The organism is Protofrankia sp. CiP1_Cm_nod1, assembly GCF_920888515.1.
GTDB lineage: Bacteria > Actinomycetota > Actinomycetes > Frankiales > Frankiaceae > Protofrankia.
Map to the genome: position 1 here is coordinate 17,130 of NZ_CAKKTM010000323.1, position 14,832 is coordinate 31,961.

12 protein-coding genes are annotated in these 14,832 nt (G+C 69.8%); 9 read left to right on the plus strand and 3 right to left on the minus strand.

What is annotated here, in order from left to right:
- The first annotated feature begins 325 nt into the window (after positions 1 to 325).
- From NBX02_RS14400 to NBX02_RS14420, 5 genes are all read left to right on the plus strand, one after another.
- Positions 326 to 2,050: an AMP-binding protein gene (locus NBX02_RS14400; protein ID WP_250280750.1), complete on the plus strand. Its 1,725-nt coding sequence runs from the start codon at positions 326 to 328 to the stop codon at positions 2,048 to 2,050.
- Positions 2,051 to 2,280: 230 nt separating this feature from the next.
- Entirely contained in the window at positions 2,281 to 3,069 is a 789-nt protein-coding gene (locus NBX02_RS14405) for a ferritin-like domain-containing protein (protein WP_250280752.1), read from the plus strand.
- 115 nt (positions 3,070 to 3,184) lie between these two features.
- Positions 3,185 to 3,445 carry an acyl carrier protein gene (locus tag NBX02_RS14410; protein ID WP_250280754.1) on the plus strand — a complete coding sequence of 87 codons (261 nt, stop codon included), beginning with the start codon at positions 3,185 to 3,187 and terminating at the stop codon, positions 3,443 to 3,445.
- The gene (locus NBX02_RS14415; RefSeq protein WP_250280757.1) at positions 3,442 to 4,302 is read left to right on the plus strand and encodes a class I SAM-dependent methyltransferase; all 861 of its coding nucleotides are present in this window, start codon (positions 3,442 to 3,444) and stop codon (positions 4,300 to 4,302) included. The genes NBX02_RS14410 and NBX02_RS14415 overlap by 4 nt, the downstream gene beginning before the upstream one ends.
- Positions 4,303 to 4,401: 99 nt before the next feature.
- Positions 4,402 to 5,298: an acyl-ACP desaturase gene (locus tag NBX02_RS14420; RefSeq protein ID WP_250280759.1), complete on the plus strand. Its 897-nt coding sequence runs from the start codon at positions 4,402 to 4,404 to the stop codon at positions 5,296 to 5,298.
- 86 nt (positions 5,299 to 5,384) lie between these two features.
- On the opposite strand, the gene NBX02_RS14425 is transcribed toward NBX02_RS14420, so the two are convergent.
- Positions 5,385 to 5,642 carry a hypothetical protein gene (locus NBX02_RS14425; RefSeq protein WP_250280761.1) on the minus strand — a complete coding sequence of 86 codons (258 nt, stop codon included), beginning with the start codon at positions 5,640 to 5,642 and terminating at the stop codon, positions 5,385 to 5,387.
- 483 nt (positions 5,643 to 6,125) lie between these two features.
- Between NBX02_RS14425 and NBX02_RS14430 the strand changes: the two genes are divergently transcribed.
- Positions 6,126 to 6,572, plus strand: coding sequence for a hypothetical protein (locus NBX02_RS14430; protein ID WP_250280763.1), 447 nt, complete (start codon positions 6,126 to 6,128; stop codon positions 6,570 to 6,572).
- Between the two features lie 363 nt (positions 6,573 to 6,935).
- On the plus strand, positions 6,936 to 7,472 hold the full coding sequence (locus NBX02_RS14435; RefSeq protein WP_250291735.1) for a MarR family transcriptional regulator: 537 nt from the start codon (positions 6,936 to 6,938) through the stop codon (positions 7,470 to 7,472).
- A gap of 64 nt (positions 7,473 to 7,536) precedes the next feature.
- Here NBX02_RS14435 and NBX02_RS14440 read toward each other — a convergent pair whose 3' ends face one another.
- Together NBX02_RS14440 and NBX02_RS14445 are read right to left on the minus strand one after the other, a co-directional pair.
- On the minus strand, positions 7,537 to 7,761 hold the full coding sequence (locus tag NBX02_RS14440) for a hypothetical protein (RefSeq protein WP_250280768.1): 225 nt from the start codon (positions 7,759 to 7,761) through the stop codon (positions 7,537 to 7,539).
- Between the two features lie 515 nt (positions 7,762 to 8,276).
- Positions 8,277 to 8,828 carry a hypothetical protein gene (locus NBX02_RS14445; RefSeq protein WP_250280770.1) on the minus strand — a complete coding sequence of 184 codons (552 nt, stop codon included), beginning with the start codon at positions 8,826 to 8,828 and terminating at the stop codon, positions 8,277 to 8,279.
- 907 nt (positions 8,829 to 9,735) lie between these two features.
- Here NBX02_RS14445 and NBX02_RS14450 point away from each other — a divergent pair.
- Together NBX02_RS14450 and NBX02_RS14455 are read left to right on the plus strand one after the other, a co-directional pair.
- Positions 9,736 to 11,991 (plus strand): MMPL family transporter, encoded by a 2,256-nt coding sequence (locus NBX02_RS14450; protein WP_250280772.1) that lies wholly within the window; start codon positions 9,736 to 9,738, stop codon positions 11,989 to 11,991.
- A gap of 299 nt (positions 11,992 to 12,290) precedes the next feature.
- Positions 12,291 to 14,336 carry a SpoIIE family protein phosphatase gene (locus tag NBX02_RS14455; protein ID WP_250280775.1) on the plus strand — a complete coding sequence of 682 codons (2,046 nt, stop codon included), beginning with the start codon at positions 12,291 to 12,293 and terminating at the stop codon, positions 14,334 to 14,336.
- Positions 14,337 to 14,832: the final 496 nt, after the last annotated feature.

A 14,832-nucleotide genomic window follows, 5' to 3' on the forward strand; every position in this document is an offset into this window, starting at 1 on the left:
GAATCCTGCCTGCGACCCACCGGATCCGGCCTCGCTCAATAGCTGTCCAATAGCTTTCCCGAATGGATCTATACGATCGGGAAACAACCGTTGACGGTCCTCGGTGCGCCGCCGGACAATTTTTCCGGTGGCGGCGTTCACGGCGCACCGGGCGCGATTCGCCCATTGGCCGGCCGGTACGGACGCCCCGACCGGTGGTCCCCGGAGACGGCGACACGAAGAAACTACGGCTCGAAGAAACGGCGACACGAAGAAACGGCGGCGCAAAGAAGAGGACGGCGTGAGGAAGGCGACGGCCGGCTCTTCGTGGACAGGGGGAGGCCGCATGGTCACCGGCACGTTGCACGATGCGCTTGACCGGGCTGCAGCCCACGGCCGGGACACCCGGGTCGACTTCCCGTCCGAGCCGGCTTCCATCACCCTCGGTGATCTCGCTGATTCCACCCGGGTGATGGCGCGCTCGCTGGCCGCGGCAGGCGTGGGACCGGGCAGCCTGGTCGGGATCTTCAGCCAGAACGCACCCGAGTTCCTCCAGGCGCTGTTCGCCATCACCAGGACCGGCGCGGCGGCCTGCCCGTTGCCGCTGCCCACGGCGGCCTGGGATCTGGCGGGGCACGCGCACCGGCTGGCGCGGATCGTGTCGGTCGCAGGCATCCGCGACGTGGTTGTCTCCTCCCGCTTCCGGGGGCTGGCCAGCCGTTTCAACGGTGCCGTGGGTGACGTGGCCTTCGTCCGCGCCGCCGATCTGCTGGCGGCCGCGCCTCCGCCCGGGCGACTGCCCCTGGTCGACGCGGCCCAGACGGCCATCGTCCAGTTCACCTCGGGAAGCACCGCCGCCCCCAAGGGGGTCCGGCTCACCCACGCCAACACGCTCGCGGGCATCGAGGCGATCAGCGAGGGGATCGACCTCGGCCGGGACGGCGACGGAGGCGGCAGCTGGCTGCCTCTCTTCCACGACATGGGACTGTTCGCGACCCTGTCCGCGATCATGCGTAACGTCCCCATGACAGTGTGGTCACCCGCCTCCTTCGTCAAGGACCCGGCACGATGGCTGCGCCAGTTCCTGGCGTCCGGGGCGACGATCTCCCCCGCTCCCAACTTCGGCTACGACCAGCTGGTCGCCGCCGTGCCCCCGGGGGAGGTGGCGGAGCTGGACATGCGTCACTGGCGGGTCGCCTTCAATGGTGCCGAGCCCATCGCGCTGGCTTCGGTCGAGCGGTTCCTGGAACACTTCGCGCCGGCCGGTTTCGCCCCTGAGGCGATGTTCCCGGTGTACGGGATGGCCGAGGCGACGCTGGCGGTCACCTTTCCCCCGCTGGGCCGGCCGCCGGTGTCGGTCTGGGTTGACCGGGACCTGCTGGCCAATGCCGGGCGCGTCCAGCGGGTGCCACCCGAGCATCCACGCGCGCGGGCTGTCATCGCCGTGGGCCGCCCGGTGCGCGGGGTCGACCTGCGAATCTCCAGCCCCGACGCCGGCGAGCTGCCTGCCGACGCCCAACGGGTCGGCGAGATCGAGATCCACGGGGATCCGGTGACGTCCGGCTATCTGCTGGCGGAGGGAACCGACGACGACACCTTCACCGCGGACGGTTGGCTCCGTACCGGAGACCTGGGTTTCCATCTGGGTGACGACGTGTTCGTCACGGGACGAACAAAGGAAATGATCATCATTCATGGGACGAACTTCTACCCCGAGGACGTCGAGGGCATCGCCCGTGACGTCCCCGGGGTGTTCAAGCGCCGCTGCGTGGCTGTCGCCGGCCGCGCCCATGACAGCGACCGTGACGACGGCCGCGGCGGGCACGGCTGGGATGCCGGCCCGCACGGGAGCGACGGCACAGAAGTGATCACTCTGCTCGCGGAGACGAGCCTCGACGACCCGGCCGCACGTGACCGGCTCGCCGGTGATCTGCGTGCCCAGATCACCGGAACGCTTGGCCTGTCCGACCTGGCGGTATGCCTGGTGCCCCCGAGCACGCTCCCCCGCACGTCCAGCGGCAAGTTCCAACGCCTGGCCATCCGTGAACGATCATGGAAGCCTCCGCTCTGACACCGCGGGCCCGCCGCCCAGTTCACCGACGCCCGGTTCACCGGCACAACAGAGTTCGACGTCACAGAGCTTGATGTCACAGGGCCCGATGTCACAGGGCCCGACGTAACAGCCCGGCGTGGTCCTGCCACGAAGATCGCGCACTGTGACCCTCGCCCGGGCCGCCCGGGCCGCCCGGACCGGCCCCGAAGCCCGCAGCAGCCCGCACGCGAAGTCCGCGAAGGAAGCCGATGCACAGTTACGATGTCTTCCGCCAGTACGAACGTCATCAGTGGCAACTCGCCGACCTGCCGTTCGACAAGATCGATCGCGACCTGGTCGACCCCGACTACGTCACACTGGCGAAAAGCGCGGTGATGGGCGAGTCGAACTCGATAGCCGCCCAGCACGGCTTTTTCAACGAGTTCGTCGATGACTACGACTTCTCCGCTTTCGTGGCGATCTGGGGCTTTCAGGAACTTCAGCACCACTACGCGTTCCGGGCCTGGCTGGAAGCACTGGGCGTCCACGTCGAGGCGGCTCCCGTCGAAGCGATGCGGGAACCGTACGCGCCCGGCACGACACCGGCCGCAACCCTCGCGACGAACATCATTTCGGAACTGACGGTGAACCACGTCTACCGGGCCGTCTCGGACTGGGTGGCCGAGCCGGTGCTGCGGACAATCATGCGGGACGCCAGCCGGGACGAGGCAGCCCACGCCCGCGAGTTCATCTACTTCGCCCGCAGGCGCCTGGCCGCGCATCCGCGGGAGCTGCCATCCGTCCTCGAAACGCTCTATGTGTACACCTCCGGCACACGGATCAGGCATCCGGTGAGTGTTTTCAAAAGCGAACTGCCGGAACTGCGCGAGCACGAGACGATAGACACCGGCTTCGAGTTCTTCCTTACCAGGGCCGGCGGGGCCTGCGAGCTCGACCGCCTCCAGGTGAAGATCCGCCGGGCCTTCGGTGCCCTGACCGGCCTGGACCTCGCCAGCAACGCGCGTATCCGGCGCGCGCTGGCCGAAGCACTGGTATGACACCCGCCGGATCCGGCCCGAGCGGGTGGACAGCTTCGGCCGGCAATCCGGTGGCCGTCTTTTTCGTATCGTCAGCAGCCCGATGCCGTGAAACACGACACGTTTTGGAGAGAAATTGTCCGCCACCCACGAGCAGATCGTCGCTGTCGTCACCGACATCGTGACCGGCGAGCTCGGCCTCGCCACCGGCAGTGTGACTCCGTCCACCGACCTCCGCTCGATCGAGGGGGCCGACTCGGTCAAGGTACTCCGGATGATCTCCAGAATCGAGCAGCGTTTCGACGTCGAGCTGGAGGACGAAGACGTCTTCGGTGTCTCCTCCGTCCATGACATCGCGCTGGTCGTGGCGAAGGCCCTCATCCCGGACCCGTCATGACGACGATCACGGACCCGAGGACGGACACCGCCGTCGCCGACACCAATCAGCACTACGACCTCGACCCGGAGGTCTTCGGCCTCTTCCTCGATCCGTCGCGCAAGTACAGCTGCGGGCTGTACAGGTCCGAGACGGACACCCTGGCGGACGCGCAGATCAACAAGCTGCGCTTCGTCGCCGAACGCCTGGGCCTGCGAGGCGGCGAGCGCCTGCTCGACGTGGGCTGCGGCTGGGGATCCCTGTTACTGTTCATGGCACGGGAACACGCCTGCCGGGCAACCGGCATCAGCCCGGCGGCCCGCCAGCACGCCTACATAAGCGGCCGGGCCCGTGAACTCGGTGTGGCCGACCGGGTCAGCACCTGGCAGGGGCATTTCGAGGAGATCGACCTGCCCGCCGGCGGCTTCGACGCGGTGACCATGCTCGGATCCATCGTGCACATGCCCGATCTGGCCGCCGTGTTCGCCAGGGCCCGAGCGCTGCTGCGCCGCGGTGGCGCCCTTTACGTGTCGGAAAGCTGCTTTCGCAACGCGTCCGCGCACGAGACGTTCCACCGTCGCGCCGGTACCCGGTTCGTCGGCGAGACAATCTTCGGCTGGGGTGACATGCGCCCGCTGTCCGACCTGGTCCGTGGCGCCGAGGACGCCGGCTTCTCCATCGTCGGCCTGGACGACCTCACCGCGGACTACCGTCGCACGATCGACGACTGGCTGGCGAACGTCCGCTCCGCCACCGGCGCCATCGAGCGGATCCGGCCAGGTCTCGCCGGCGAGCTCGAGCGCTACCTGGAGATCGCCAACGCCGGATGGGGCTACACCACCAAGCACTACGCCCTGACGTGCCGGAAGGCACGATGACCAGCCCACCGCTCCAGGACCCGGCCCTGTTGCCGTTGCTGCGGCCCGGCGGCCGCGTGCCGGAGCGGCAGGCACGGTGAAAAAACGGCAGGAGGACCGATGACCGTCGTGGACGGCAGCCCGGCAGGGGAAACCCTGGCTGCACCACCGTCGGAACAGGATGCGCGCCGGCTCCTGCCGGCCGCCGACATCGAGCATGCGGTCACCTCGTTCATGGCTGCCTCGCCGTCGACACGCCGCTTCGACGTGGAAAGCGACTTCGACTGGAACAGCGCGGACTGCGGGAGGCTGACCGAGGGGCAACGGTCCGCGGTCCGTTTCATCACCCTGATCGAGGATCACCTTCCCGGCTACTTCGCTCTCTACAACCGGTTCTTCCCCCTCGATGGCGATGTCGGCCCGGCGGACTTCGTCCGTAACCGGGAGCTGTACCACTTCACGGTCCGCTGGGCGCAGGAGGAGGACACCCATGCCCGCGCTCTCTTCCGCTATCAGGTGGCCTCCGGGCTCGCCGAGCCCGAACGGCTGCGCCTCGAGCTCGCCGAGGAGGGCCGGCGGAGGTTCACCCTGCCCTTCGACAGCCCGGTCTCGCTGTTCACCTACACCCTCGTGCAGGAGAAAGCGACGCAGCTCTACTATCAGCAGCTTCGCGCCGTGATCGATGAGCCGGTTCTCGCGGAGATCCTGAACCGGCTCAGCCGGGACGAGGCCCGTCACTTCTCGTTCATGGCGGACATGGTGGAGCGATACCTGATCCGGTACGGCGACACCGTCGTGGAACCGATCCGGGACGTGATAGCGAACTTCCGGATGCCGCTGGCGGACACCATCAAGGGCTACTGGCGATGGGCGCTGCGGATCGCGGACACCGCGCGATACGACCATACCGACTCCTACGAACATCTGATCCGGGTCATCAGGCGCGCTGTCGACGCGCCGTCGGACCGGGTGGAGGCGTTGACCCAGTTCATCTCCGCCTGCCGCACCCCCGGGTAGATTTGTCGGCGTGAGCCTGCCAGCGCGGGCCCGTTTCACACCAGTCGTGCCTGTTGATCACCGACACGACTGGTCCACCGGATTTTTCACGCCACCCACCGGACACTGCGAACCAGCGGCGGAAGGTGGAAACGGACGGCGCCGACGGCGTAGTCGCCCCAGCCGCGTTCCGCCGCATAACCGTCGGCAGCGGCAACGCTTTCAAAAAGAATCACCACCTCTGTGACAGCGGACCGGTCGTTCCCGTCGAAGAGGACCACCGCGTACAGCGACGGCGTCGATTCCGCCGCGGGCCCACGGGGCAGTCGCCGCGCCGGCTGCCGCGGCGGCGGTACGGCTGTCATGTCGGCTCCTTCCGGCCAGGGTGCGGCGTCTGCGGTATCCACCGTGTCCGCAGCGTCCACAGAGCGGATGGGCCTGCCCCGCCGCCGCGAGCACCCGGATCTGGCATCGTCACGGTTTGTCATCGCCAGCCCTTCAGATCGCTGCCTGAGATCACTTCCTGGGACCGTTTCCCGTTCGAGGCGGCTGCCATGACGAGCGATGCCCAGCTCGACAGCACCACTCGACGGTGTCACCGGTGACATCCGCTGGGGCGGGATTCGCCCGTCACCGAACAGTGAACATCAGCGCCGTGGCAGAATGCAGCGCCTGCGTCTGGCGGATCCCAAGCCGATCGTCTGGGCGGAAACCGACACGAGAATGGCATCAAACTGGTAGCCGGGAGACCGGCGCAGTCCTTCCGAACTCCTGCCGCGTGGCGAGCTGGTACAGAAAACTGGTGGGTGCCAGACCAGCCACGCGGAAAGGAACGACAAAATCACACGATGGAAACATCAACAGCACAACAAATTCACAACCAGCTCATCCGGATGCTCCGTCGCGGCGGCCGTCCCACCGAGCTGATCACGTACACCCCGGAATTCGTCGACCTGGTCTGGCCCGCCGAGGCGGGCATGCCCCGGCAGGCCATCCACGACCGGGCGCTGCGCGCCCACCGGATGCTCACCGCCGCCGTCGCCGCCATGGAACAGCCGCACAGCGAAGCAATCGGAATCATGCTGTGCCTGTGGCCGGGCACCCTCGGCCTGACCCTCGACCAGAGACGGGAACGGGCCGCCCGCCTTTTCGGCATCCAGTCCGACACGTTCCGCCGCTCGGCCCACGAGGGGCGCCTCGTGCTCAGCCTCTCCCTGGAGATCTACCAGCGGGTCCGGGACCGCCACGACCGGCGGCGGACCCTGCCCACCGCGGATCACGGCGGTACTCCGTGATCCAGCACACTCCGTGATCCGGCGCACTCCGTGGACCGGCGCACTCCGTGGACCGGCAGCGGCCGAGAAGGCGCCCCGGGCCGTCCCGGTCATCGGCCCGGCTGCTGGAACGGTGGTGACCGGACCATACGCGGTCCGGTGAAGAGCACCGCTACCGACGGATACCGATGAATTCCAGTGGTTCACGGCAACCAGCAGCCATGGAATCTTCGCTGCATACCGCTGTCGCCATATCGCCTGGCCTGCTGCCACGATCCGGGGCACCGTCGGCACGAAAAATCCCGGATCCGGGAATGTCACGGCCGTTCCGCCGGGAGGCGCGCTCGGGCCGCCGGCGGACGGGACCGTCGTTACCATGGGGCAATGACCGTGCCCGTGCAGTCGACCAACAGTCCGCCATCCGTGGGACGCCGGCGGCCCCCGGCCGCCAACGAGGATTCAGGCCTGCCCGAGAACGACGAGAACAGCCGTATCGACCCGGCATTCGTGACCGCGCTGCGAACGTCGATAACCAGGCTTGCGCGCGCGCAGCGGGCCGAACGACAACGAGATCCGCAGGCGCTGCCGGTCAGCCTGATATCGGCCCTGTCCGCACTGCAGCGGCTGGGCCCGCTGACCCCAACGCAGCTCGCGCATCTGGAAGGCGTGCGCAAACCATCGATGACCCGGGCGCTGGCGGCCCTTACCGAACGCGGCCTGGTGATCAGGGAACACGACGAGTACGACGGCCGGCAGTTCATCGTGCGGATCTCCGCCGAAGGCCTCACCGCGGTCGCCCGTTCACGCGACATCGTCGACGGCTGGTATTTCCGGCGGCTGCGACAACTGGATCAGCAGGACCTGGCGGACCTCATGCGCGCCGGTGGAGCGCTCGTGCGACTGGCCAACGAGACGGCCTGACCCGGTCAACCGGTTCAGTGCTGCCAGCCGGACACATACCATGGCCAGGCGCCCTGGGCGCTCCTCAGGACGGCTGGTCATGATTGTCGGCGGACCGCTGGCGGGTGCTGGTCGGCGCCGGCTCCACGGAGCGCTCCGGATGCGGGCGCAGCAGAACGAACGAAAACAGGTAGATTGCCAGATAGCTCAGGACCGCGGCGAACGCAAGCAGGTCCAGCGACTCGGCAAAAGCAAGGACAACGAGCAGCAGAACACCGCTGCCCAGGCCGACGAGAAGAAGCGGCGGCACATCTGCGGTAAACCGGCGGGGGCGTTCCGTCATATCTCACGTTGTTCCCGGAAAAAGGCCGTTCCCGGGCGTCCCGCCCGCCCGGCCGAGGGCCGGGCGGGCGCCGGGGCCGAAGAGCTCGTGAAACCCGTGAGGCCCGCCATCGGCGGCTGCCCCGCCGGCCGCCGCGGGACCGGCGGCCCGGGCCGTCGGCATGTCGCGGACATTCCCGTCCGGCTCGCCCAGGCAGCTGCCGTCGACGTGCTCCAAGAAAATCTGTGCCCCTCTGCCGGATGCGGCGACGGATGCGGCAGCCCGGCCGCGAGCCGCAGCATACCGCGTGCCGACGCCGGCACGGCATATCCGGGCTGTCTGCCCGACCGGTCGGGGTATCGGCCTGGTCCGGTCGTCGTCACATCGCTTTTGTTTACGATTTTACTTCGCCAGAAAATCTGGACGATATCGAACGGCCCCGGCCGCCGGCCGCCGGGAATGATTCCGGACCGGCGGGAACAGCCCCGGACCGTCAGAACATGTCACCGGCCGGCCGCCGGAGGGGCCGACGTCGGTGCCGCGGGCGACGGCACCGGGCGGGGCGCCATGGTGGTGCTGGCCGGCTCGGGCGCGGTGGTCGCCGGGCCCGGCGTCGGCTGCCGCCTCGCGGGAACGGGCGTCGGGGACTCCGAGGCGGGCCCCGGCGCCTCTGGGCCACCGGTCGAACGGCTGCCAACGGCAGCGGCAATGCCCTGGTCCGCGGGCTGGCCATCGGGCGGTGCGCCCGAGCCCGGCGTACTGGCGGCCGACGGGGCCGGGACGGCCGGGGCGGCCGGCGCGCTGTTCGGGGACGCACCGGCGACCGGGACGACGCCTCCGCCGGCAGGGGCTGCCGGCACCCGCGCCGTCGTGCTTGGCGGTGATTCAGGGGCGGCATCGAGGGCGATGTCATTCGAATTGCCGTTCTGAACGCTTTCCGTGGTCAGATAGCTGGCTGTCCCGCCGAGAACAGCCCCGACGACGAGCATCAGCAGAAAGACCGTCGCAAGCTGCCGCCCGGATCCGCCAGCCGTGAGGGTGGACCGGGTCGTCATGATCCCTCCTCGTATGACCGGAAGGCCGGGCCTCCCGAATCCCTGGGCGCGGAGGAACGTGATCCGTTCGCCGCCGGCCTTTTCGGTGCTTCGGCCACCAACCATACCGGGCGGCCACAAACACCCGTGACCGGTGTCCGGTAGAACACACCGGACCACCTTGTGGGGCATCGGATCCGGAGCCGGTACGAATCCCGTCCGCCGAACGGCCAACGGCCGGGCCACGGCCGTGACACGATCACGGCCGAACAGGCCGGAAGCCCGCCAGCGGAATCTTCGGGACAGCATCGGAGACAAATCGCACAACTGATATGAATAGTTTGCCCATATCTGGACGGGTAGCAGCACCCGGTACCGAAAAACGGCCGCTGCCCACCGGCGTGGGCGATGGCGACGAATCGACGGTGAGGTCCGCACCGACGTCACGCCGATGTTTTGCCCTACCATCGGCGCGAGCACTCAGCAGAAACCAATGGTCGGGGAAAATCCTGGTGAACGAAGTCGCGATCGTCGAGCTTGCCTCCTGTTTTCCGGAAGCGGCCGGCAGAGATCTTTTCCGCTGCCCGCCGCGAAAGCCGGGAGAGCGGTCCGACGACACCGTGCGGAGCCGTTCCCCGCTCGGGAGCCGGCACCACCGGAACAGCCGGAAGCACCCGCGTGACGCCGGTACCGGCCGGATTCCCCACCCCGGCGACATCGTGCCGGGCAGGACGCCGGGCAGTGCGCCGGGCAGGACGCCGAACAGTGCGCCGGGCGGCCTGGCGGGCGGCACGGCCGCGGCCGGCCGGGACGAGGACACGCTCCGCCCTGGCCGGAAGGACGGTTCGCCGCGATGAAGACATCGCCACCGCCGGAGTCCCGGCTCCACCGGCCTCACGCCACCGGACGGCACCGGCCCCGTGTCCCCATGCCCCGCGGCGTGGGGCACGGCCCCGCCGTCCACCCGCGGGTACGCCCACGGATACGCAGCCGGCTGCTGCGCGTCATCGTGACCCGTCCCCGCATGGTCCTGCTCGTCACGACGGCGCTCACGGTCCTCGCCGCCATCGTCGGCGTCGGGGCGGTCAGCCAGCTCAAGACCGGCGGCTTCGACGATCCGGGCTCGGACTCGGTCCGCGGCACGCAGGTCCTCCTGGACAGGTTCGGCTCGGCCGACCCGAACCTGGTCGTCCTGATCGGCTCCAGCGCCGGTGTCGAGACGCCGGCGGTCCGGGCGAAGGGACAGGACGTCACCGCCATGCTGCGGCGCGAGCCGGGCCTGCTGGTGGTCGCCTCCTACTGGGAGACGCCCGTGGCCGAACTGCGCGGCCGCTCCGGTGACGCCGGCCTGATCGTCGCCCACGTCGACGGTGACCAGGACGAAAGCGCCGAGCACACCGGACGGCTGCACGACCTGCTCACCCGGGCGGATGGCCACGCCGCCGGCGTCACCGTCTCCCTCGGCGGGCTCACCCAGATCAACAACGACATCAACACACAGGTCACCAAGGATCTGGCCAGAGCCGAGTCCATCGCCGTCCCGGTCACCCTCGCCCTGCTGCTGGTGGTTTTCGGCACCGTGGTCGCGGCGGGCATCCCACTGGTCATCGGCATTCTGTCGATCATCGGGACGCTCGGCGCGCTCGCGGTCCTGGCCACCCTCACCGAGGTCTCGGTGTTCGCGGTCAACCTCACCACCGCGCTCGGGCTCGGGCTCGCCATCGACTACTGTCTGCTGTTCATCTCCCGCTACCGCGAGGAACGCAGACGCAGCTACGGCACCGTCGCCGCCCTGGACGCGACCATGCGCACCGCCGGCCGGACGATCGTGTTCAGCGCCGCCACCGTCGCCGCGGCCCTGTGCTGCCTGCTGGTCTTCCCGCAGTACTTCCTGCGGTCGTTCGCCTTCGCCGGCGTCGCGGTCGTGGCGATCACCCTGGTCGGGGCGCTGATCGTCCTACCGGCTCTGCTGTTCCTGCTGCGGGGCCGGATCGAACGCTGGCCGCTGCCCCGGCGGCGCCGCCCGAGGCGGGCGAGGCGGGCGAGGGGCCTGAGCGCGGTCGGCCGGGTCGCCGCCGTGGCCTGGCGGTACCCCGCCCGCACCGCCATCCCCACCCTCGCCGTCCTGCTCCTGCTCGGCGCGCCCTTCCTGCACGTCGCCTTCGGCGTCCCCGATGACCGCGTGCTGCCCACCAGCGCCGAAAGCCGCCAGACCGCGGACCGGCTGCGTACCGACTTCGCCGCTCCCGCCACCGGCGCTCTCGCCGTCGTCTCCACCAGCTGGAGCACCGGCGCCGCCGCCGTCACCGACGCCGCCGGCTACGCCGGCCGGCTGTCCGCCATCCCGGGTGTCGACCGCGTCGACAGCGTCGCCGGCTCCTACACCGCCGGCACCCTGAGCACCCCGGCCACCCCGGCCACCGCCGCCCGCTTCACGGACGGCACCGCCACCTGGTTCTCCGTCCTCAGCCGCACCGAGCCCTACTCCCCCGCCGGTGCCCGGCTCGCCCACGCCGTGCGCGCCACCCCCGTCCCCCAGCACCACCGGGTTCTCGTCACCGGCCAGGCGGCCCAGCTCCTCGACATCACCGGCTCCATCGGCCGCCATCTCCCGCTGGCCCTCGTCCTCATCGCCGTCATCACCTTCACCGTGCTGTTCCTGCTCACCGGCAGCGTCGTCCTCCCGCTCAAAGCCCTCGTGTTCAACCTGCTCAGCCTGAGCGCCGTCTTCGGCAGCATGGTCTGGATCTTCCAGGACGGCCATCTCGCCGGCCCGCTCGGCATCACCCCCGCCCCCCTCCCGGTCGCCATCCCCGTCCTGCTGTTCTGCATCACCTACGGGCTGTCCATGGACTACGCCGTCTTCGTCCTGGCCCGTATCCGTGAACAGCACGACAACGGCACCACGCTGCGGCAGGCCGTCATCATCGGCCTGTCCCGCAGTGGACGGATCATCAGCGCCGCCGCGTTCATCCTCGCCGTGTCCTTCTTCTCGACCCTGGTCTCGGGGGTGTCGTTCATCAAGTTCTTCGGCCTCGGCACCGGGCTCGCCATCCTCCTCGACGCCCTGATCGTCCGCCCCGTCCTCGTCCCGGCGTTCATGCGCCTTGCCGGCGACTGGAACTGGTGGGCGCCCCGCCCCCTGCGCGCCCTGCACGACCGCGTCGGCATCCGCGAGCGGTGACCTGCCGGTGATCCACGGCCGGCGGGACGCCGGCCAGCCGTGAGCATGCCCACATGACCGTGATCGCCGCCGGCGGTAATCCGGCGAGATAATGGACTGTTCTGTCCTATCGGGCAACGAGGCACGATGCCTCGTGGTTGACTTGTCGAGCCGGGCCGATGCCTACCCGTAAGACCCCACGGACCAGTCGCGATCCATCAGCTCCCCCCACCTGAGCTGCCGCCGCCGGTCATTCAGGGTGTGTCCCGGGCCAGCGACGCCGGCAGACGGGAACGCCGACAGCCAGTGGGGAGCGTGACGTGGGATCGGGTGGTGACGACAGACCCCGGCTTCACCGACATGCGAACGGTCTGCCGGCACACGCGCTGCTCGCGCTGGACAGGGCCGGCGTGGGCATCTGGGAGTGGGACGTCGCTGCCGACCGGCTGCGCTGGGATCAGCGCGCTGCCAACCTGCACGGTGTCGAGCTGGGATCCTTCACCGGGCCGGTCGAGGCCTTCTTCTCCTGTGTGCACCCGAGCGACGTGCCGCTCCTGCGGACCCGGATGGACGAGGTGCTGGCGACCGGCGAGCCCTTTCTCGAGGAGTTCCGGGTCGTGCGCCCCGACGGTGCGCCCGTCTGGCTCCAGGTCCGTGGCGGGATAGTCGGCGACGACGCCGGCAGGGTGGTGCGCGTGGCCGGGATCTGTACCGGCGCCACCGCGCTGCGCGTCGGCCGCGAGCAGGCTGGACGTGCTCTGCAACAGGTCAGTGACGGCGTAGTGGTGTTCGATGACGACAGCCGGTTCGTGTTCGTCAACACGGTCATGAGCCGACTGCTCGGTTGTGATACCTGCGAGCTGGTGGGCGAACAGTTGTGGAATCTTGCGCCGTCGCTCATGGGGCCAGCGTTCGAGAAGCTGTACCTGCAGGCGCTGGACACCCAGCTGCCGGTGGAGTCCGAGGCCGACTACGCGGCCTTCGGCGGGCATTTCGAGGTCCGGCTGTTCCCCTCCCCGGAGGGGATAACCGCCTATTTCCGCAACGTCGACGAGCGCCACCGCGCGGAGGCGCACCGCGCGGCACTGATCACGTCGTTGTCGTCGGCACTCAGCCGCGCCCGCCAGCTGTTCGACGTGACCGCCGCGCTCGGCCAGGCCCTGACCGTCCCGGACGTCGCGGACGTGATCGTCCGATCGGCCTGGGACGACCTCGGCGCGGACTGCGCCATCATCATGATGGTCGGCGACGAGGGACGGGTACGGGTGGTCACCCCGACCGTCCAGTCCCAGCGGGTCAGCCGGCTCCTGGAACTGATCTCCGGGCGGGGAACCGCGGCCACCCCGGACGTCCTGCGCACGGCCCGGGCCCGCTTCGACTCCCGGGCGGAGCACCTGGCCGACTATCCGCACGCCAGGCCCCTGCTCGAGGCGGCCGCCGCCGCGTGGATAGCCCACATCCCGCTGATCGTCTCCGGGCGGCCGATCGGGGTGATCGTGCTGCTCTGGGAGAGCGAACGGCTCTTCGACCCCGACGAGCGGGCCTTCCTGACCACGCTCGCCGGGCACTGCGCGCACGCCCTCGAACGGGTACGCCTGTACGAGAAACAACTGTCGGTATCAGAAGCGTTCCAACGGGCGATCCTCCCCCAGCGCCTGCCGGAGCTGGCCGGCGTGGAACTGGCCGCCCGCTACCTGCCCGCCGGCCGGGACGTCGACGTCGGCGGTGACTGGTACGACGCGCTGGTGCTCCCGACCGGCGAGCTCACCCTGATCGTGGGGGACGTCGGCGGCCACGGGCTGCGGGCGGCCACGGTCATGGCCGAACTGCGGCACGCGGCGCGCGCCTACGCGCTGCTCAGCCATCCCCCCGCCAGGATCACCAGCCAGCTGTCGTCCAACCTCGCCGCCAGCGACTCGGCGGTCTATGCCACCGCGGTGGTCGCCTGCCTCGACATGGCCGGGAAAACGCTGACCTGGTCGTGCGCGGGCCACCCGCCGCCGCTGCTCCTCGACGGTGGCCGCCCGGCCTTCCTGGAGGTCGTCCACGGCCCGATCCTCGGTGCCGTGGACAACCTCGCCTACCGGCAGGACACCGTCACGCTGCCGGTCCGGGCCCGGCTGCTGCTCTACAGCGACGGTCTGGTGGAGCGCCGGGACGTCTCCATCACCGACCGGCTCGCCGTCCTGTCAGCGGTCGCGGCACAGTCCGACGCTCTCCGCCTGGACGCGTTCTGCGACCGGCTGCTGACAGAGGTCGCCGGCCCCAGCGGCCGGGAGGATGACCTGTGCCTGCTCGCCGCCGACGTCCGCAGCCCTGGCGATGCGCACGGCCCCGCGAGCCGCGCCCGGACGCCGGCCGGCTGACACCCGTCCACGACCGGCTCCCGCTCGACCGGCTGGCGCCCCACCGCCTGGCCGACCGCTCCCCGCGGCGCGGCGGGGAGACGTGCCGTCAGCGTGCGACAGGCCATGATGGACACGTGCCGCGCCGTCGACCAGTGCCGTACCGATGCGATGTGTTACATCGATACGGCGGGCCACCTCGACATGACAGGACGCGTCAGCATGGTGACACGACGGCCGGTAACACGACGGCCGGTGGGATGGAGCGCGCGGGGGACGGGCCGGCCGCGCCGACGTCGCCGGCGCGGCCCGGCTGCCGGCGTCGCCCGACCGCCGGCGAGACGGGTGGCGAAACGAGTACGGCGTTGGCGGAGCGTGCGTGTTGACGGCTTTCACAGGTACGCCCCGACAGCCGGCCCGGCCGGCGGCGACGCACGGCACCAGCGGCCGGGCCGGCGCGCCTGCCGCCAGCGCCCTCGGTGCCGCTCCCGCCACCATCGGTGGCGCCGTCGGTGGT

What these genes read in the sequence shown, in the direction of transcription:
- NBX02_RS14400 (WP_250280750.1), top strand. Translation starts at nt 326, where the DNA reads ATGGTCACCGGCACGTTGCACGATGCGCTTGACCGGGCTGCAGCCCAC.
- NBX02_RS14405 (WP_250280752.1), top strand. Translation starts at nt 2,281, where the DNA reads ATGCACAGTTACGATGTCTTCCGCCAGTACGAACGTCATCAGTGGCAA.
- NBX02_RS14415 (WP_250280757.1), top strand. Translation starts at nt 3,442, where the DNA reads ATGACGACGATCACGGACCCGAGGACGGACACCGCCGTCGCCGACACC.
- NBX02_RS14420 (WP_250280759.1), top strand. Translation starts at nt 4,402, where the DNA reads ATGACCGTCGTGGACGGCAGCCCGGCAGGGGAAACCCTGGCTGCACCA.
- NBX02_RS14425 (WP_250280761.1), bottom strand. Translation starts at nt 5,642, where the DNA reads ATGACAGCCGTACCGCCGCCGCGGCAGCCGGCGCGGCGACTGCCCCGT.
- NBX02_RS14430 (WP_250280763.1), top strand. Translation starts at nt 6,126, where the DNA reads ATGGAAACATCAACAGCACAACAAATTCACAACCAGCTCATCCGGATG.
- NBX02_RS14435 (WP_250291735.1), top strand. Translation starts at nt 6,936, where the DNA reads ATGACCGTGCCCGTGCAGTCGACCAACAGTCCGCCATCCGTGGGACGC.
- NBX02_RS14445 (WP_250280770.1), bottom strand. Translation starts at nt 8,828, where the DNA reads ATGACGACCCGGTCCACCCTCACGGCTGGCGGATCCGGGCGGCAGCTT.
- NBX02_RS14450 (WP_250280772.1), top strand. Translation starts at nt 9,736, where the DNA reads ATGCCCCGCGGCGTGGGGCACGGCCCCGCCGTCCACCCGCGGGTACGC.